Source organism: Christensenella massiliensis, assembly GCF_040409835.1.
Classification (GTDB): domain Bacteria; phylum Bacillota; class Clostridia; order Christensenellales; family Christensenellaceae; genus Christensenella; species Christensenella massiliensis.
Genome location: NZ_CP117826.1, coordinates 315,131 through 333,735, shown reverse-complemented (window position 1 = coordinate 333,735; position 18,605 = coordinate 315,131). Strand labels below are relative to the sequence as shown.

Sequence of the window (18,605 nt, the reverse complement as noted above, 5' to 3'; positions counted from 1 at the left end):
CTGGTTAAAAAACTACACCTTTTTTATCATTTGCCGAGACATCAACTTCTGCAAATACTGTATTTCTTGAGTAACGGTTCATTTTAAACACGTAATACTTTTACATGATAATCTGTGATTTTTTGAAGCTCTGTCTCATTCTCAGCATAAAAATCAGTAATCAGAGTATGGATCCTTTCTATGCTGCAAACTTTATAAGCGCTTACCTTTCCTACCTTCGTGTGATCACACAGCAGAATCACTTCTTTGCTATTTTTGATCACCGCAGATTTCAATTCGCTAAAATCAAGTCTTGGAACAGAAAAACCGTTCTTTGCATTAATTGCGATCGATCCTAAAAAAGCTTTTGTAAAATTGTACCGATTGATGGTATCAATGGTCATTTTTGAAGCCATGCTTTCATCTTCCGCTTCTAATTCTCCTCCCGGCAAAAGCACCTTAAATTGTTTTTTCCCTACAAAGCACCTTGCAATATTAAGTGCCGCACAGGCAATCATGACTCCATTTAAGTCAGTCCGCCTCCCGAGCATAGCTGCAAACTCATAGGTCGTTGAGCCGCTGCCAATATAGAGAAAATCGTTATCTTCTACCAGACTCACGGCTGCTTCAGCAATTTTATGCTTACTCTCTTGGTTTTTGGTCACTCGCTCTGTGAAAGAACCATAGCACGTATTTGCCAAAACTCCGCCATGAAATGACTGAATCCGCCTCTCTTTTTCCAATACTTTTACATCTCTACGAATCGTAGATGTGGAAAGCTTTAAAGCCTTGCCAATTTCCTGAATAGTAGTTACATTGGCGTTCGCTATAAATTCATAGATTTCACGCTGTCTCTGGGTAATTAGATCATCATTCATCTTCAATTTCTCGCTTTAGTAAAAATATATCAAAATGAAAAAAAATTGTCAAGCAATTTTGGAAAAATATTTTTATAAGAATATCATGACGGCAAAAGATAAACCGATTGGACAGAACCATGCGATTTCATTCTATGGTTCTTTGTTGATTGTTATAAAAAAGCCGCATACATCTAATATGTATGCGGCTTTCTGATTTTTGTCAGACAGGATGAATCATATTCTCTTTATCCAACATATCGGAATCAACTTTATATTTGTTCGCTCTCCGGAACTCAAAGAATTTAGGCGCGACCTGCGGGAACATCGCATAGGTCACGATATCTTCTTCCTGCTCCATCCACCCCTTGACCTCTTCTTTATATTTCTCGAGCTCAGGAGGAAGCAGATCTGCCGGACGTACTGTGATGACCTCTTCATCTCCAATACATTTCTTACGTACCTCTTCATTGACAGGAGCCGGTAATCTGCCATATTCTCCGCGCAGCATCGCTTTTGACTCTTTTGTGACCATCTTATACCGCTCACCGGAAAGCACATTCAGCACAGCTTGTGTACCGACGATTTGACTGGTGGGCGTAACGAGCGGCGGATATCCAAAATCCTCGCGGACGCGCGGTACTTCGGCAAGCACATCCATCAGCTTATCTTCAGCTCCAGATTGTTTTAACTGGCTGATAAGGTTCGAAAGCATCCCCCCCGGAACCTGATACAGAAGCGTATTGATATCGATCCCCAGAACTTTCGGGTCCAAAAAACCATCCGCTTTTAATCTGTCGGCCACCTTGGTAAAATATTTTGCTGCTTCCGTCAATTTTTTGAGATCAAGACCCGTATCATATTCCGTACCAGCAAGTGTGGCAACAATCGATTCCGTTGCAGGCTGGGAAGTTCCATTCCCAAGCGGTGAAAGAGCAGTATCAATAATATCTACTCCTGCTTCGATCGCCTTTAGATAGGTCATATCTCCTACTCCACTTGTATTATGCGTATGCAGATGGATCGGAACTTTAACATGCTTTTTCATTGCCGAGACGAGATTATAAGCCTCATAGGGCAAGAGCAGATTTGCCATATCCTTAATGCAGATGGATTTTGCTCCCATTTTCTCAAGCTCCTGCGAAAGCTCCACGAAATAATCGAAGGTGTGCACAGGGCTTGTGGTGTATGAAAGCGCTACCTCTGGCCAGCCGCCGTAACGATTGGTCGATTCGATAGACTGGCGCAAATTTCTCGTATCGTTGAGCGCATCAAAGATACGAATCACATCAATACCGTTTTTGCAGGCCATTTTGATGAAAAAGTCGACCACATCGTCCGCATAGTGCTTATATCCGAGCAGATTTTGTCCACGCAGCAGCATTTGCAGCTTTGTATTCGGCATTGCCTTTCTCAGCTTACGCAGACGTTCCCACGGATCCTCGTTCAGAAAACGAAGACATGCATCAAATGTAGCGCCGCCCCAGCATTCGATCGACCAATAACCGATGCTGTCAAGCAAGGGGGCGATTGGAAGCATCTCTTCCGTAGTCATGCGCGTCGCAGCCTGCGACTGATGCGCATCCCTTAAAATCGTATCCATTATATTTACTTTAGCCATATTATCTGTTTCTCCTTCAGTTCATTAGCCGAACAGCGAAAGCAGCACGCCTGCCGCTACCGCTGAACCGATCACGCCCGCAACGTTCGGCCCCATTGCATGCATCAGCAGGAAGTTTGATGGGTTCTCCGCCTGCCCTACTTTCTGAGACACACGCGCAGCCATGGGAACTGCGGAAACGCCCGCAGAACCAATCAGCGGATTTACTTTTCCGCCAGTAAGCTTGCACATGAGTTTTCCAAGCAACACGCCTCCCAGCGTACCGCCGGAGAATGCAATAACGCCAAGCACGATGATTCCCACCGTCGTTGCGGAAAGGAATACGGAACCGTTTGTTGTTGCACCGACCGAAACGCCGAGAAAAATCGTTACAATATTCATCAACTCGTTCTGTGCCGTATTGGAAAGGCGGTCGCATACTCCCGATTCACGCAGCAGATTACCAAGCATCAGCATACCCACAAGCGGCGTCGCCGACGGAACAAGCAGCGATACGAAAATCGTAACTGCAATCGGGAATATGATCTTTTCGCGCTTCGATACGTGCCGAAGCTGCTCCATCTTGATCGAGCGTTCCTTTTTCGTCGTGCACAGCTTCATGATTGGCGGCTGTATGACCGGTACAAGCGCCATATAGGTATAGGCCGCTACAGCAATCGGCCCTAAATATTCCGGCGCAAGCTTTGACGTCACATAAATCGCCGTCGGGCCGTCCGCACCGCCGATAATGCCGATAGACGCAGCTACATTTGGTGCGAAGCCAATCAAAAGCGCCAAAATCAGAGCAATAAAAATGCCGAGCTGTGCCGCCGCCCCCAAAAGTAAGCTTTTAGGATTTGCAATCAGCGGCCCAAAATCCGTCATAGCGCCAACACCAAGGAAGATGAGCGGCGGATAAATACCAAGCTTTACGCCGAGGTATAGATAATCCAACAGACCTGCTGAATTCTGGAAATTAGCCCAGTCTACATGCCCGCCCGCAAAGAGTTCTGTATGATACATCTCCGCGATCGGTAAATTTGTCAGCAACATGCCGAAAGCAATCGGCAAAAGCAGCAACGGTTCGAATTTTTTAACAATAGCAAGGTACAGCAGTATACACGCAATACCTATCATTACCCACTGCTGCCAGTCGGTAGCATTAAAAAACCCGGTCGATTGCATGAAATTGGATAATGTCTCTCCAAAATTTTCCAAAATGAATCAACCTCCTTAATTGTCCAGCCGTTTAACCAATTACCACAAGAAGGTCGCCGGTTTCTACAGTAGCTCCTTTTGCAACAGAAATCGTCTTAACAGTTCCCGCATGAGGCGCCATGATCTCATTTTCCATTTTCATTGCTTCAAGAATAACAAGCACATCTCCCTCCGCGACTTGCTGCCCAACAGATACCTGCACATCAAGAATGTTCCCCGGCATCGGCGATGTAACTTTCGTTCCATCGGCCGGAGCCGCAGCAACAGGTGCCGAAGCCGATGCAGGTGCTGCGGCCGGGGCAGCCTGCGGCTGAGGCGCCGGAGCTTCCGCAGCGGGTGCAGCAACAGGCGCTGCGGATGCTGGAGCTGCCGTTGGTACGGCAGATGCCCCTATTTCCTCTACATCGACTGTATAAGAATTTCCATTCACATTGATCATAAATCTACGCATATTTGATTACCTCCGAAATAAATTTGATTACCAGTTCGTAATTTGCGAGTCCCGTCCGGCATGTCTCCATGCTTTCGCTCCAACCGTTCTTTTATAGGATCGGATCACAAATGGCGTCCTACCGCCCTCTTGTTCCATTGCTGCTGCAACAGCCGCTGTCAGCACGGCCAAAAGCTCATCGTCCTGTACTTGTACTGTGACCGGCTGCGGTACCGGCTTCTCAACGATTTTTTCGATCGTCGGTTCTTTTTCCGCATTCTTTTTTCGCTCCTTCAAAACAACGGATAGAATCGTAATAACAACAATCAGCAAAACCAGACAGGCAAACACCACTACAAGCCCCAGTGCTGTTGTCTCTCCTGCAATCGATAACTTTTCAGCTAAGCTAAGTCCACTATTCATGACGTTTTCCCCTCCTTAAAGCGGTAATACGCCGTGCTTCTTGGGCAGCCTATTCTCACGCTTGGTAAGCGTCATTTCAAGTGCGGCCGCAAGGATCTGGCGGGTATATGCCGGTTCTATCACATCGTCAACCACACCCTGTGCAGCAGCTTGCCATGGGTTTGCATATTCTTCAATATATTTTTCTTTCATCTGCTCCTTGGCAGCGATGCCATCTTCTGCCGCTTTGATCTCATCTTCATATAAAATAATAGCACCCGCTTCCGGAGGCATAGAAGAGATTTCTGCACTTGGCCATGCATAAACCAAATCTGCTCCAAGGGCCTTGGGGCACATGACCGCAAATCCGTCGCCGACTGCCTTTCCTGTTACCAGCGTCAGCTTTGCAATTCCTGCCTGTGCATAGGCGGAAAGCAGACGCGCAGCATCTGTGATCAAAGAATCCTGCTCTGCATCGATGTCGATCTCGGTGCCGCCGCAATTGACAAGAGTTACTGCCGGGATACTGAACGCATCAAGCAATCCAACAAATCTTGCCGCCTTTTTGGCTCCTGCCGCCGTCAATTCTGCCTTTGCATTGGCAATGATGCCGCATACATTTCCGTTGATCCTGCCAAATGCAAGAAAGATGTCCGGAGCAAAAGCAGCCTGAATTTCAAAAATATCACTATTATCGCAAATAGAAGCAGCAACTGCCCGCGCATCAAACTCTTCCTCGCCCGTAAAAGGCAGCTGCCGGTTAAGATCATCCGCAGAAGCTTCATACGGCGCCTCATCTAAATTATTGGAAGGCAGGAATGACAGGAGCTTTTTCACCCCCTGCGCGCATTCCTCCTCATTTGCATAGGCAAATTGTGCGATCCCTGTCTTTTCCGCATGATTTTTAGCGCCGAAAAGCTCGGTTTCTTTCAAGCTCTTCCCAGATGCCGAAGCATAGATTTGCGGTCCGTGAAGTGCAACTTCAGATATTCCGTCTGTCATAAACGTAAAATCCGAAACTGCTGCAATATAAGCGGCAGTTCCAATACAAGGCCCTGCAACGACGGTCAAAGTGGGAACGACCCCCGATAGCTCGCTATATTTATTTAGAATTGCGGCCGTGCTTCCAATTGCCGCAACCCCTTCAGATATCCGCGCTCCGCCTGAATCCAATATTCCGATGACTGGAACGCCATTTTTTGCCGCCATATCCATTACTTTTATGATTTTGGATGCATGCGCAGCAGAAAGAGAGCCTGAGAGAACCGTATAGTCCTGTGCATATACAAAAACTGCACGCTCTCCAATCGTTCCATAGCCGCATACAACGCCTTCCCCTGCTTCGCTTGCCGCCTCGAATCCCGGAGTTGCGAACGTGCGTTTCACAAATTTCTCGATTTCAACAAAGCTGCCTTTATCAAGCAGGCTGTCTAATCTCTCCCTCGCGGTTTTCTTGCCGGCAGCATGCTGCGCCTGAACGTTTTGCCCGTTTCCTGTAAGAATCGCCGCATTCTTTTGCCTGAGCTCTTCCAGTTTGCCCATCATGATACCTCCACATAAAAAATTTAAAATAAAAAACATGATTACACGCATCTGTATTTACTACAGACTACCTTGCGCACTGCTCCGTATTGGGAGCGATTGAGCAATTATCAGCGGTATCAAACCGTGTAATTAAAAACTTATCCTACTTATATAAATTCAACATTTATCCTTTATATCCTGCCTGAAAAATATTTTTTTCACAAACAAATAAATTTCTTCAAATAGTCCGTTTCTTCTTTTGTAAGCATTCTGTAAGAGCCCTTTTTTAAATTTCCCAATTTGATGTCGCCGATCGCTACACGCTTCAAATAGCGCACGTTTTTATCGATCGCCTGAAACATCCTGCGTATCTGTCGGTTTTTGCCCTCGGATATTACGCACAAAATTTCGCTTCGCGCCGCAGAGGCCGAAAGAAGCTTAAGTACACACGGTGCTGTCTTATAGCCGTCGTCAAGAACGACCCCTTTTGCCAGCTTTTCCAATTCCTGTTCCGTTATTTCCGTATCCAAAACCGCCAAATATTTCTTGGGAACGTTATGCTTAGGGTGCGTGAGCGCATTGGTGAGCGCGCCGTCATTCGTCATTAAAAGAAGCCCTTCCGTTGTAAAATCCAACCTGCCGACCGGATATAGCCGTTCTTTGATATCTCCCACATATTGCATAACTGTTTTGCGTCCACTCTCGTCGTGACAAGTGGAGACACATCCGGCTGGCTTATTCAGCATCAAATATATCCTTTTGGCGGAAGGTTTTACGATTCGGTTCAAATACTTAACCTCATCTTTTTGAGGATCTACGAGATATCCCATTTCACGTACGGTTTTTCCATTTACTTCGACTCTTCCCGCAGCAATCAGTTCTTCTGCCTTTCTGCGCGAAGCAATTCCCGCATCAGCTAAAAATTTTTGCAGTCTCATTTGTGTTATCCCCCCATAAAAAACAGCCTTACACAAGGCTGTTTTTTTCTATTTCTTCAAAATCAATTTCCGGAAGCTCGGCAATAGATGAAATTCCGAAATGTCTTAAAAACTCATCTGTCGTTGCAAAAAGCAGCGGGTGTCCGAGTACATCTTTTTTCCCGACCGCGCGTATCAGTCCTTTTTCAACAAGAGTAGCCACCGCATAATTGGAGCGCACCCCGCGTATCTCATCAATTTCGGCTCTGGTGACCGGCTGTTTATAGGCAACGATGCTTAAGGTCTCAAGAACCGATTTTGATAAAGAAGTATGCTCATCCGGCGCGAGAAGCGCACGTATCTTCTCCGCGTATTTAGCGTTCGTACAAAGCTGCACCTTATCTCCGACCCGCGTCAAAAGCAGGCCGTCTCCCAGATTCTCTTTCTCCTCAATCAGCTCCTGCAGTATTTTGTCGAGCTCGTCGCGATCTATTTCAAGCAATTGTGCAAATGCGGATATCTCTATTGCGTCTCCTGCTACAAATAAAGCCGCTGTTATGATCCCCGCGATCTCATTTTTCGTCAATCTTTTTCTGCACCTCCTCGGTATACAAGTGCAATATCCGAAAACGCTTTTTTTTGCCGGACAGCAAGTTCACCAATGTGCCAAAGCTCTAAAAGCGCTATGAAAGTTACCGCGATCTCCATACGAGACGCCTGCCCATCAAACAAAGACGAAAACGCGATCTCTTTTTCCTGCCTAAGCCGTCTCAATATCTTTCTCTTCTGTATCCGTATGCTAAATGTATCCTGCTTGATCTCAACGCGACGAGGCGCTTCTTCCGTCTCACTGTTCCGCCGCCTCAGCAGCTCTAAAAATGCTCGGTATAAGTCGTCGGCATCGCTGCCATCAATAATGATCTCCTGCTCTACATCTATAAGCTCTTCCGGAAGCTTATAGTAAACATCCTTTGCCCGTTCCTCCAGCTTTGCCAAACGCTCTCCTGCTTCTTTATAAAGCTTATAGGCACGCAGACGCTCGATGAGTTCTTCCTCCGGGTCTATAAAATCCTCGTCCTCCGATTCCTCGCGTTTAACAGGCAGCAAGGCTCTCGATTTTATATAGAGAAGCGTAGCCGCCATATTCAAAAACTCGCTGGCCCGCTCCATATCCAGCTCTTCTATCTGCTCCATATAAGATAAATATTGTTCCGTGATTTCCGAAACAAAAATATCCTGCAGGTCGATCTTTGCTTTACTGATCAGATGAAGCAGAAGATCAAGCGGCCCTTCAAACTGTGCAAGCTTAAAAAGAATAGGCGAAGACATACGATACCTGCAAAATCCCTTTCATTCCGGGAGCAAATAAGCTGAAGAACGAATCGTAAACGCCAATCAGCCAAATAGTGAAATTCCCGAGGAGCCACCCCGTAAATCCGCTAATGATCAAAACCAATAGAATGATAAATCCGTAGCGATACAGCACATTAATGACCGCCGTCGCTTTCCTCGTTAAGAAGCTGTTCAAGAACTGAAAGCCATCAAGCGGCGGTATTGGGATCAGGTTGAATATCCCAAGCGTAATATTCAGTGTAATTACGGGAACCATGATATGGATAAATATTTCGTTGACGAATCCAAGCCCCAGTGCAACAAAAAGAATCGCAGCTGAAATAAACGAGAGGATAAAGTTCGCAATGATTCCCGAAAGCGAGACAATAATATTATCTTTCCTCGGATGCTTGAAATTTCGCGAGTTGATCGGAACCGGCTTAGCCCATCCGAAACGAAACAAAAGGAGGCATATCAGCCCTATCGGGTCAAGATGCTTCACCGGATCAAGACTCATCCGCCCAAGATTCCGCGCCGTTGGGTCCCCACACCTATAGGCTGAATATGCATGAGCATACTCATGTATGGAAAGTGCCAGTAATACCGCCGGTATACTGTATAAAAGTCCCATCCAATAATTAGGATTTGAAAAATAACTGAACATATCTTAGCTACCTCACCTGCTGCTCCATCCGTACACTATAAAACACATGAATCCATTCTAACATGTTTTGCCGCGTTAAGCCATCATATTTTTTCAAGGAAGCCGTCTACAAGAGCGCGCATCTTGGAAGCTACGGCTTTTCCTGCTTCCAAGACCTCTTCCATTGTAAGAGCATGCTGCGCAACTCCGGCTGCAAGATTGCTGATACAGGAAACCGCAGCCGTTTCCGCTCCTGCATGAGATGCGGCAACGACCTCATGCACGGTAGACATTCCAACGGCATCGGCGCCGAGCACGCGCAGGGCGCGTATCTCCGCTGGTGTTTCATAGGACGGCCCCACCATATATCCATAGACTCCATGCCGGAGAGAGATTCCCTTTTCCTCTGCAACTTCGTCTAACAATCTGTTCAAACGCTTGGAATATGCGAAAGACATATCCGGAAACCGCGGACCAAGCTCCTCGATATTCGGCCCTGTCAGCGCATTATGTGCAGAAAAGTTGATATGATCGGTAATCACCATGAGATCACCCGCCTGAAAATCCATATTGATCCCTCCCGCAGCATTTGTAAGTATGACAAAATTTGCTCCGAGCATCAATAAGGTCCTCAGCGGTACGACCGTTTCTGCCGCCTGATATCCTTCATAGCAATGGAACCGGCCTGAAAGAAGGGCGACCCGTTTGTCTTTTTTATATCCGAAGGTCAGCTTACCCGCATGCCCCGGCGCAGTAGAGACCGGAAAGCCGGGAATTTCCGAATAGGAAAATTCCGCTGCGACACTTTCTATCGTATTTCCATAATCACCCAGTCCAGAGCCGAGTACAATGATCACTTCCGGCTTAAACTCTGTTTTAGATTCGATATAATTTTTTGCAATTGTAATCCGTTCCTTCATTCCCGTTTTCCTTTCAGATTTTTGTATCACGAGATCATCTTTTCGGCAAGCGCGGCAATAAATTCTGCGTTTGTGGGCTTTCCCTTTTCCGAGCTGATTGAATAACCAAAATATTCATAAAACGCATCCGTATCGCCGCGTGTTGCCGCGGTTTCTATGGCGTGCCGTATATTGCGTTCCACGCATTTTACAGTAGAGCCATACTTTTGCGCAAGGGGCATATAAACATTCCGATTAAGGGGCCGCATCTTTGCCGAATCGGTACATACTGCCATCAACGCCTCTCGCAGCAGCTTATACCCCTTTATGCTCATCGGTATACCTAACCGTTTCAGGGCTACCGAAATTCTGCTGTCAAGCAATTGATCGCTTTCCGCAAAAGCCTGCCGGCGGCCCTCCTGCATTTTGGCAGCCTCCAAAACGCGTCGGATAAAATACTTTTTCACGTAAGGCTTGACGATAACATAACCTGCTTCCAGCTCAAACGCCTTTTTCACAATGAGCTCTTGATTCGCAGCAGCCAAAACGATCTTTGTTACATGCTTATCCGGCAAAATATGTTCCATCAATGCAAACCCGTCATATCCCGGCAAAATAGCCTCTGCCAACACTAAATCCGGCTGAAAGCTGTCATAAAGCTTCAGAGCCTCTTCCCCGTCGGTCGTAGCTAAAAAGGAATCCGACTCTTCAGCGAGCATTTCCTTTACTTGTCTGATATAATCGTTATTTTGTTCGACGATCAACGTACGCCTGAATCTTGCCAAGGCCGCCCTCCTCTACCCATCCAGCGCTTTCTTGATCTCCCGTGCGTTTCGACGTAAATCGCCGGCGTATTTTCTTGAGCTCGCCGTTTCTATTCCGCCTGCCAAACGTGCGATCTCATCTGTTGCCTCCTCTTCCGTAAGCCGCGCTACCGTAGTATGAGTCGCTCCTTCCTCCGCGTATTTGCGAATCAAAAAATTTGCATCTGCCATCGCTGCGATCTGCGGAAGATGTGTCACGCAAATAACTTGGCGCAGTCTCGCGATAGATGCCATTTTTTCAGAAACGACCAATGCCATTTTGCCGCTGATCCCCGTATCGATTTCGTCAAAAATCAAAGTAGAAATATCATCCAGCCCCGCCGATATATTTTTGAATGCCAGCATAACGCGTGAAATTTCTCCTCCTGACGCGATCTTGGAAAGCGGCCTTAGCGGTTCTCCCTCATTTGTAGAAAGATAAAATTCCACTTCGTCTATTCCGCTTTTTTTCCACGGCGAAGCTTCTCTTCCCGGCAGCGGAGCAAAACGCGCTTCAAAATCTGCTCCCGGCATTCCTAAATCCGCAAGCTCTTTTCGGACCTGCCGTTCTAATTTTTCAGCAGCTTTTCTCCGCGCTTCTGAAAGTGTCGTATATTCCGTGTATAAGGCGTCCTGAAGCTTTTGGATCTCCGCCGTCAGCCTATCTGCTTCTTCCTCCGCATTTTGCAGTCGTTCCAGTCTTTCCCGCGCTTTCTCACAAAACGCAAGAACTTCCTCTTCCGTGTTTCCATATTTCCTTTTTAAGGCGCCAATCTGTTCGATCCGCTCCTCGATCTCTATTTGCCGTTGCTCATCAAAAAAGACATTCTCCGAAAAATCCCGCAGGTCATGCGCGCATTCTTCCAAAATAAAAGCGCTTTCTTGGATCCGCTCCAACAGCTTTCCGTAAGCTTCGTCATACATAGACACCTGCGATAGCTGCCGGATCACATCTTGAATCAGAGAAAGCGCGCTGCCTCCTTCATCTCCGCCCATATAGAGTTCTGCATATCCGGCGGAAAGCGCCTGCATGATTGCCTGCGCGTGATTTAATTTTTCTCTTTCCTCCCGCAAGGCGTCTTCTTCCCCTTTGGAGAGCTGTGCCTCTTCGATTTCCTGTACTTGAAAAGCAAGAAGCTCTGCATCTCTGGCGCGCTCTTTTTCGTCTCCGCCTATTCCGGCAAGCAGCTTCTGCTTCGATATAAGCGATTCATAAAGCTCTGATATGCGTAAAACAAGCGTCTTTATCTTCTCTCCGCCATAGTTATCGATAAATGAAAGATGATTTTTTGCATAAAGAAGCGACTGATGCTCGTGCTGCCCGTGAAGGTCCACAATTCTATCCATCAATGCTTTTAATGTTGACAGACTGACTACCACGCCATTCACTCTGCATACATTCTTTCCGGTGATAGAAAGGTCTCTCGAAATAATCAATTCATCATCGGCATCCAATTCATTTTCCATAAAAAAATCTGAAAACGCATTGGAATCGATATAGAGCGCCGCCTCAACATGCGCCTTTTCCTGCCCGCTCCTGATCAACTCCCTGTCAGCGCGTTCTCCTAACAGAAGGTTCATGGAATCTACTATGATTGATTTTCCGGCGCCGGTTTCGCCCGAAAGTACATTGAGTCCCTTCACAAAATCGATATTCAGTTCATCGATCAACGCAATGTTTCTGACCGTCAGACTCTGTATCATTATGTGTCACTTTCTTTTATCTGTTTATCATCTTTGCAAAACGTTCTGCGATATCATCCGCCGCCTGCTCTGATGTCGTTGCGATAAAAATCGTATTATCCCCTGCCAGAGTTCCCAATATGCCGTTGTAATGGAAACTGTCCACGACTTCCGCAGCTGCATTGGCGCTGCCTGTAAGCGTCTTGATCACAACAAGATTCATGGCGCTGTCGATCGATAAAACGGTATCCCTGAATATCCGCATCAGCACGTCCATGTCGTTGCCTCTGTTTTTTTTATTATCTGCATATTTATACGCACCCGATGAAGATTGTACCTTGATAAGATGAAGCTCCTTAATATCACGCGAAATAGTCGCCTGCGTTACTTTATAACCGGCTTCATTCAGCAGAGCCACAAGCTCTTCCTGCGTCTCCACTTCATTATTTTCAATAATTTCAATAATTTTATTTTGTCTTTTGGATTTCATATAATACGGCTCCTATTTTTTCGGTACGCTCCACTGCGCAAGCTTATCTTTCAGCTGCGGGAAAAATGTATCATTTGTAAAACGCAAAAATCTTGCCTTGATATCCGACCTGCGTATCATGACCTTGTCGGCTTCGCTCAAATACTGCAATTCCTGTCCGTCCGCAGAAAAGGTTACATTTTCTTCTCCGGCATGAGGCCGCACCATGATCGTATCGCTGAATTTCGTCACGATACTACGCGCATATAGAGAATGCGGACACATCGGCGTAATCAAAATGCAATTTACATTGGGAGCAATGATCGGGCCGCCGGCGGACAAAGAATAGGCTGTAGAGCCGGTCGGCGTCGCCACGATAAGCCCGTCCCCGTTATAAAACTCCGCAAGCGTACCGTTTACATAAAGGTCAAGCTTCACCATTCGGGTACGGTTGATTTTGGTAATAATAAAATCATTGAGTGCCAAAAGCTTCGAACACTTTCCGTTGATACTCGCTTCAAGCATCATGCGCTCGTCGATCACATAATCACACTCTTTAATATGACGAATCATCTTATCAATATCCGAAAGGTTTATCTCACTCATAAATCCTAAATGCCCGATATTGATCCCTACAAGCGGCAGTCCATAAGAAACATACTTGCGCGCAGCACGCAGGATCGTTCCATCGCCGCCTAAAATAAAGAGCGCATCTGCTTTCGCCGCATCCCGATACCTTTCCAGCCCCAAAAGCGCCGCTGTTTCCGCATCGTAGCAGATACTGCAGTCTGCCATTTCCAGCGCTTCAATCACTTTTCGGGTCGCATGCAGGCCCGGATCCTTATCTTTATTTGTATACACCCCAATGTTCAGCATACTGGGCCTCGCTTTTCCTATATCGATTCAAAGTATATTATACATAAAAATGCATAGATATACAAGTTAATTTAACGCTTTATGCGCCGCCTGTACAACCGTGCCAACATCTATGTTTTCCTGAGCTTCCGTTGAAGACGAAGTGGAAAAAAACGCCAGATACTCGATATTTCCATTTGGTCCTTTTATTGGAGAATACGTAAGCCCACGCAAAAACAGCCCATATTCCTGCGCGCTTCGTATAACATTTTCAATCACGGTCTCATGCACGCCCGCATCACGCACTACCCCTTTTTTCCCTACGTGCTTTTTTCCGGCTTCAAACTGCGGCTTGATCAGGGTGACGATTTGCGCCGCCTGTCCAACAAGGCGTAGGATAGCCGGAAAAATCAGTTTCAGCGAGATGAATGAAACGTCCACGCTTACAAAATCAACAGGCTTATCCTGCCTTTCAAGATATCGGGCGTTGGTTCTTTCCATCAGCTGAATCCGTTTATCGTTTCTCAGTTTCCAGTCAAACTGCCCATAGCCTACGTCTACCGCATAAACAAACGCTGCACCGTTTTGCAGCATACAGTCCGTAAATCCCCCCGTAGACGCTCCAATATCCATGCATGTTTTGTTCTCCAAACAGATCCTGAATTCCCGAATCGCCTTTTCGAGTTTCAGGCCGCCCCTGCTTACATAGGGACATACATGGCCTGTCACTTCTATCTCTATATCCGTTTCATATTGCTCGGATGGACTTTTTACTATATGCCCGGCGGCCTTTACCTGTCCGGCTATAATGAGCGTTTTGGCTTTTTCCCTGCTCGGTGCCAATCCGTTTTCAAAAACCAATACGTCGATCCTTTTCTTCATCCTTTATCCCTTCCTCCGGAAAAAAAATTGGCAATAGAGCCAATCGCAAGCACGATATCCTTATTTCTTTTTAAGGCGATCGTTTTTCCCCACGCTTTACCCGCTACTGTCGCCGCTGCGATCAGTGCCGATATCGCAATGGAAACGACAAGATCGGGAAACGGGAAATCGAACACCAAGGCTTTCAGCGTGATCGAGGCCCCGGCCGCACCGCTGACGATCCCGCAAATATCTCCTATCACATCATTACAGAAGTTCGAAACCACATCTGCATTTTTCAGCATTTTGAGTGCAGAATGAGCCTTTTTATTTTTTTTTGCAGACATCGCGATAAACGGCGCTTGATCGCAGCTTGCAAAAGCAACGCCGACAATATCAAACACCACGCCAACAGCGATCAAGGCTGCCAAAATGCCTATCGATGCCAAAAGCGATAGATTGGAAATAAAATATTCCGCAGCGACGGAGACACCTGCGGAAATAAAAAGGGTCATAAAAAAAATTTTGATCGTCCAGTGTTTGATTACCTTCATGGTTTTCCTCTGTCTATCAAACAAACTCATTCATATATGGTGGCGGCAATAAGGGTAGACCTTGCAGTATATGGTCCGGTAGGATTTCCCCACAGACTACTTCCCGTCGCCGAAAGAAGCGGTTTCCCTTAAAAGCCTGTGATGCGGCGTTGCCGCGCGCATGACCAGATTGCCTGTTCAAACCACACTATAATCCCCTTATTGCCTGAATACAACAGTCTAGGAGCTTTCCTCAACAGCACAAGTTCCGGTTCCTAGTCTCTTTTGCCAGCATGGTTTTTTACGGTCGTGCTTCCGCTGCCCGTACGCTGCAAACGGTTCGCAGTTTATCCCGCATTTTCCACCAAGCCAACTCAAGGCAGGCTACTCTGTACACAGCTTAATACCGCATAGCAGGTTTTTCCCTGTCCAGTAATCATGCTTACCACCGAAACAGGTCTCCGCGAAAGCTGGGTCAACGCCCATATGCCCTTATGGATCGCCCTTCTTTCTTAACTCCCAGCATCAGCCCCCGACGGGGCGTCAGCAGCCAACACCAGAAACTTCATCGATGTGCCCTATAACGGATTTTTAGGCCCGTCTTCGGAACCGGCAGTACCGACTAGAATACTGCGCCACCAAAACTTAATTCCTTATTCTATGTGCAAGGTTCACAAAGGACTTATTTTTCTTCGCCGTTTTCTCCCTGCAGCTCCATATCCTTATATTTCCCCAGCCCATAGGTCTTGAGCACTTGCTGCTTTACTTCTTCCATTATGTCAGGATTCGCCATCAAATATTGCCGTGCATTGTCTCTGCCCTGTCCGATATGCTCCCCATTATAAGAGAACCACGCACCGGACTTTGTGATCAGTCCGAGCTGCGTTCCCAAATTGAGTACGCTCGCCGGTTCACTGATCCCCTCTCCGTAATAGATTTCAAACTCTGCTGTTTTAAACGGCGGAGCCACTTTATTTTTAACGACTTTGATCCGCGTCCTGTTTCCGATCATCTGGTCGCCTGCCTTAATGGTTTCGATCCTCCGCACATCAAGACGTATCGATGCATAGAATTTAAGCGCTTTTCCGCCGGTCGTTGTCTCCGGGTTTCCAAACATAACACCTATTTTTTCGCGCAGCTGATTGATAAAAACAACAACTGTATTCGTTTTATTGATCGCACCCGCGAGCTTGCGCAATGCCTGTGACATCAGGCGCGCCTGTACGCCCACGGAAGAATCTCCCATCAAGCCTTCTATCTCTGATTTCGGAACCAATGCCGCGACCGAGTCTACTACAACGATATCGATCGCTCCGCTTCTCGTCAACATATCAGCAATTTCAAGCGCTTCTTCGCCGGTGCTCGGCTGCGATACATATAGATTATCGATATCGACTCCCAAATTTTTTGCATAGACCGGGTCGAGCGCATGTTCGGCATCAATGAAAGCCGCTGCCCCTCCAAGCTTCTGCGCCTCTGCGATCATATGCAGCGCTACAGTCGTTTTACCGGAAGATTCCGGACCATATACCTCTATGATCCTTCCCCGCGGAACTCCGCCGATCCCCAGTGCAATATCGAGTTCCAAGCAGCCTGTTGGTATCGCCTCGATATTCATATTTTTGGACGCATCACCTAATTTCATGACCGCGCCCTTTCCGAATTGTTTTTCAATCTGTGCCAAAGCCGCATCTAAAGCTTTTTCTTTGTTATCCATACTATTTCCTTTCCACCATCAATCTGTAAATACGCTGCGGTTTTTAACAAAATATTCAATACACGAATAAACCGACAATACAACGCTTATCCAAATCAAGATCGTTCCAACTGACACGGGAACAAACATAAACGGCCAATCGTTCAGCAAAAGAAGAATGATCGCAATGAACTGCACCACCGTCTTTAACTTTCCCGACTTATCCGCCGCGATAACAACCCCCTTAGAGGCTGCTACCGACCGCATACCGCCAATCAGAAGCTCGCGCGCCTCTAAAATCAGCACAGCGATAAAGCCGACCTTTCCCCAATCCATCAGCAGCAGCAGCGCTGCAAGCACCAAAAGCTTATCTGCGATCGGATCCCACAGCTTTCCAAAATTTGAGACCTGATTATTCTTGCGGGCCAGATAACCGTCGAGCCAATCCGTTACCGCAGCTACAATAAATATTATAGCAGCCCATATGTTCCAATGCGGTAAACCCGAAAAATAAAACAGTACAAAAAATGGGATCAATATGATCCGTATGACTGTCAGTATATTTGGCGCATTCCATTTCATCTTTCCAACTCTCCTATGCAGTCATAGCTATAAGCCATCGTTATTTTAACAGGATAATACCGCCCCGTTTCAAGCGGCTCCTGCGTTTTGATGAATATTTTTCCATCCACGTCCGGCGCTTCGGCATAAGACCTTCCATAGTAGAGGCCGGAATGTTCGTCAAAGCCTTCTACCAGGACATCGTAAACCTTATCCACACGCGCCTGATTCCGGTCTAAAGAAATAGACGACTGAGTATTCAATACAGAATCGCGCCGAAACTCTTTCTCTTCGTCATCGATTTGGCCATCCATTTCAGCAGCCGGCGTTCCCTCTTCCTGCGAATAAGAAAATACTCCTAACCGGTCAAACTGATATTTTTTTAAAGTCTGATATAAATGAATCACATTTTCGCGTTTTTCCCCCGGGAAGCCTACGATCACCGTAGAACGAATGATAAAATCATCCGAGGCATTTCGTATTTTGTTCACGACCTCCTCAGTCAGCTTCCATGTGTTGCGTCTATGCATCTTTTGCAGGATTTCGTCATCCGTATGTTGGATGGGGATATCGAGATATTTTACGATGTTATCGTGTCTGCACATGACCTCTAACAATTCATCCGTTATCCCATTCGGATAGCTATATAATACCCGCAGCCACTTTACTCCGGGAATTTGCGCCGCACGATCCAAAAGCTTGGCAAGATCGATATCTTCCTCCAAATCTTTTCCATATCCTGTAGTGTCCTGTGCAATTAAAATAATCTCGCTGTATCCATCTCTTGCGAGTGAAGCGATCTCCTCCAGAATATATTCCGGTTTTCTGCTCTGATATTTTCCGCGGATATCAGGAATGACGCAATAGCTGCAGCGATTATCGCAGCCCTCTGCGATCTTCACGTAGGCCGTCGGCGGCACCGTTGTAAGAACTCTTTTTGAAAACGTCTCATCGATCGTTTGATCTGGATAACTGCTGAAAGAGCCTCCCGCAACAACAGCCTCGATCGCCTTTCGGATATCCTTATATGCCGCCGTACCAAGAAAGGCATCCACACGCGGCACCATCTGCTTCAATCTTTCACGATACCGCTCCGGAAGACAGCCTGTTACGATAATGCCTTTCAGTTTGCCAAATTTTTTTTGCTGCTCTGCTTCAAGAATCGTATTGATGGATTCTTCTTTCGCATCATTGATAAATGCACAGGTATTGATCAGCATGATATCCGCATCCTGCATATCCTGCACAAATTCAAAATCCCCTTGCAGCTCGGCAAGCATTTCCTCCGTATCGACCCTGTTTTTTACACAGCCGAGTGAGATCACACCAATCTTTACCGCCAT

20 protein-coding genes are annotated in these 18,605 nt (G+C 46.5%); all 20 read right to left on the bottom strand.

Annotated features, from left to right (window positions below; translation table 11 throughout):
- Positions 1-83: 83 nt before the first annotated feature.
- On the bottom strand, positions 84-857 hold the full coding sequence (locus PUP29_RS01625; RefSeq protein ID WP_353423667.1) for a DeoR/GlpR family DNA-binding transcription regulator: 774 nt from the start codon (positions 855-857) through the stop codon (positions 84-86).
- A gap of 202 nt (positions 858-1,059) precedes the next feature.
- Positions 1,060-2,457 carry an oxaloacetate decarboxylase subunit alpha gene (locus tag PUP29_RS01620; RefSeq protein WP_353423665.1) on the bottom strand — a complete coding sequence of 466 codons (1,398 nt, stop codon included), beginning with the start codon at positions 2,455-2,457 and terminating at the stop codon, positions 1,060-1,062.
- A gap of 24 nt (positions 2,458-2,481) precedes the next feature.
- Positions 2,482-3,621, bottom strand: coding sequence for a sodium ion-translocating decarboxylase subunit beta (locus PUP29_RS01615; RefSeq protein WP_079547886.1), 1,140 nt, complete (start codon positions 3,619-3,621; stop codon positions 2,482-2,484).
- Positions 3,622-3,685: 64 nt separating this feature from the next.
- Positions 3,686-4,105 (bottom strand): biotin/lipoyl-containing protein, encoded by a 420-nt coding sequence (locus tag PUP29_RS01610; protein WP_079547553.1) that lies wholly within the window; start codon positions 4,103-4,105, stop codon positions 3,686-3,688.
- Between the two features lie 27 nt (positions 4,106-4,132).
- Positions 4,133-4,507: an OadG family protein gene (locus PUP29_RS01605; RefSeq protein WP_079547554.1), complete on the bottom strand. Its 375-nt coding sequence runs from the start codon at positions 4,505-4,507 to the stop codon at positions 4,133-4,135.
- A gap of 15 nt (positions 4,508-4,522) precedes the next feature.
- Positions 4,523-6,031, bottom strand: coding sequence for an acyl-CoA carboxylase subunit beta (locus PUP29_RS01600; protein ID WP_353423663.1), 1,509 nt, complete (start codon positions 6,029-6,031; stop codon positions 4,523-4,525).
- A 197-nt stretch (positions 6,032-6,228) separates the two neighbouring features.
- Entirely contained in the window at positions 6,229-6,948 is a 720-nt protein-coding gene (locus PUP29_RS01595; RefSeq protein WP_353423661.1) for a pseudouridine synthase, read from the bottom strand.
- 28 nt (positions 6,949-6,976) lie between these two features.
- Positions 6,977-7,513: an SMC-Scp complex subunit ScpB gene (gene scpB / locus PUP29_RS01590; protein WP_353423659.1), complete on the bottom strand. Its 537-nt coding sequence runs from the start codon at positions 7,511-7,513 to the stop codon at positions 6,977-6,979.
- Positions 7,510-8,256 carry a segregation and condensation protein A gene (locus tag PUP29_RS01585; RefSeq protein WP_353423657.1) on the bottom strand — a complete coding sequence of 249 codons (747 nt, stop codon included), beginning with the start codon at positions 8,254-8,256 and terminating at the stop codon, positions 7,510-7,512. The genes scpB and PUP29_RS01585 overlap by 4 nt, the downstream gene beginning before the upstream one ends.
- Entirely contained in the window at positions 8,234-8,776 is a 543-nt protein-coding gene (locus PUP29_RS01580) for a site-2 protease family protein (RefSeq protein ID WP_353423655.1), read from the bottom strand. The genes PUP29_RS01585 and PUP29_RS01580 overlap by 23 nt, the downstream gene beginning before the upstream one ends.
- Positions 8,777-9,006: 230 nt before the next feature.
- Complete coding sequence (locus PUP29_RS01575; RefSeq protein ID WP_353423653.1) at positions 9,007-9,822, bottom strand: purine-nucleoside phosphorylase; 816 nt, start codon at positions 9,820-9,822, stop codon at positions 9,007-9,009.
- A 26-nt stretch (positions 9,823-9,848) separates the two neighbouring features.
- Complete coding sequence (locus PUP29_RS01570) at positions 9,849-10,586, bottom strand: sporulation initiation factor Spo0A C-terminal domain-containing protein (protein WP_079547561.1); 738 nt, start codon at positions 10,584-10,586, stop codon at positions 9,849-9,851.
- A gap of 12 nt (positions 10,587-10,598) precedes the next feature.
- Complete coding sequence (gene recN / locus PUP29_RS01565; RefSeq protein ID WP_353423651.1) at positions 10,599-12,308, bottom strand: DNA repair protein RecN; 1,710 nt, start codon at positions 12,306-12,308, stop codon at positions 10,599-10,601.
- 16 nt (positions 12,309-12,324) lie between these two features.
- Positions 12,325-12,777: an arginine repressor gene (locus tag PUP29_RS01560; RefSeq protein WP_079547563.1), complete on the bottom strand. Its 453-nt coding sequence runs from the start codon at positions 12,775-12,777 to the stop codon at positions 12,325-12,327.
- Positions 12,778-12,789: 12 nt separating this feature from the next.
- On the bottom strand, positions 12,790-13,632 hold the full coding sequence (locus tag PUP29_RS01555; protein ID WP_079547564.1) for an NAD(+)/NADH kinase: 843 nt from the start codon (positions 13,630-13,632) through the stop codon (positions 12,790-12,792).
- 66 nt (positions 13,633-13,698) lie between these two features.
- Entirely contained in the window at positions 13,699-14,493 is a 795-nt protein-coding gene (locus tag PUP29_RS01550) for a TlyA family RNA methyltransferase (protein WP_353423649.1), read from the bottom strand.
- Entirely contained in the window at positions 14,490-15,026 is a 537-nt protein-coding gene (locus PUP29_RS01545) for a hypothetical protein (protein ID WP_353423647.1), read from the bottom strand. The genes PUP29_RS01550 and PUP29_RS01545 overlap by 4 nt, the downstream gene beginning before the upstream one ends.
- 661 nt (positions 15,027-15,687) lie before the next feature.
- Positions 15,688-16,722, bottom strand: coding sequence for a recombinase RecA (gene recA, locus PUP29_RS01540; protein ID WP_353423645.1), 1,035 nt, complete (start codon positions 16,720-16,722; stop codon positions 15,688-15,690).
- A gap of 18 nt (positions 16,723-16,740) precedes the next feature.
- Positions 16,741-17,283 (bottom strand): CDP-diacylglycerol--glycerol-3-phosphate 3-phosphatidyltransferase, encoded by a 543-nt coding sequence (pgsA, locus tag PUP29_RS01535; RefSeq protein ID WP_079547568.1) that lies wholly within the window; start codon positions 17,281-17,283, stop codon positions 16,741-16,743.
- On the bottom strand, positions 17,280-18,605 hold the full coding sequence (rimO, locus tag PUP29_RS01530; RefSeq protein WP_079547569.1) for a 30S ribosomal protein S12 methylthiotransferase RimO: 1,326 nt from the start codon (positions 18,603-18,605) through the stop codon (positions 17,280-17,282). Before rimO ends, pgsA begins: the two co-directional genes overlap by 4 nt.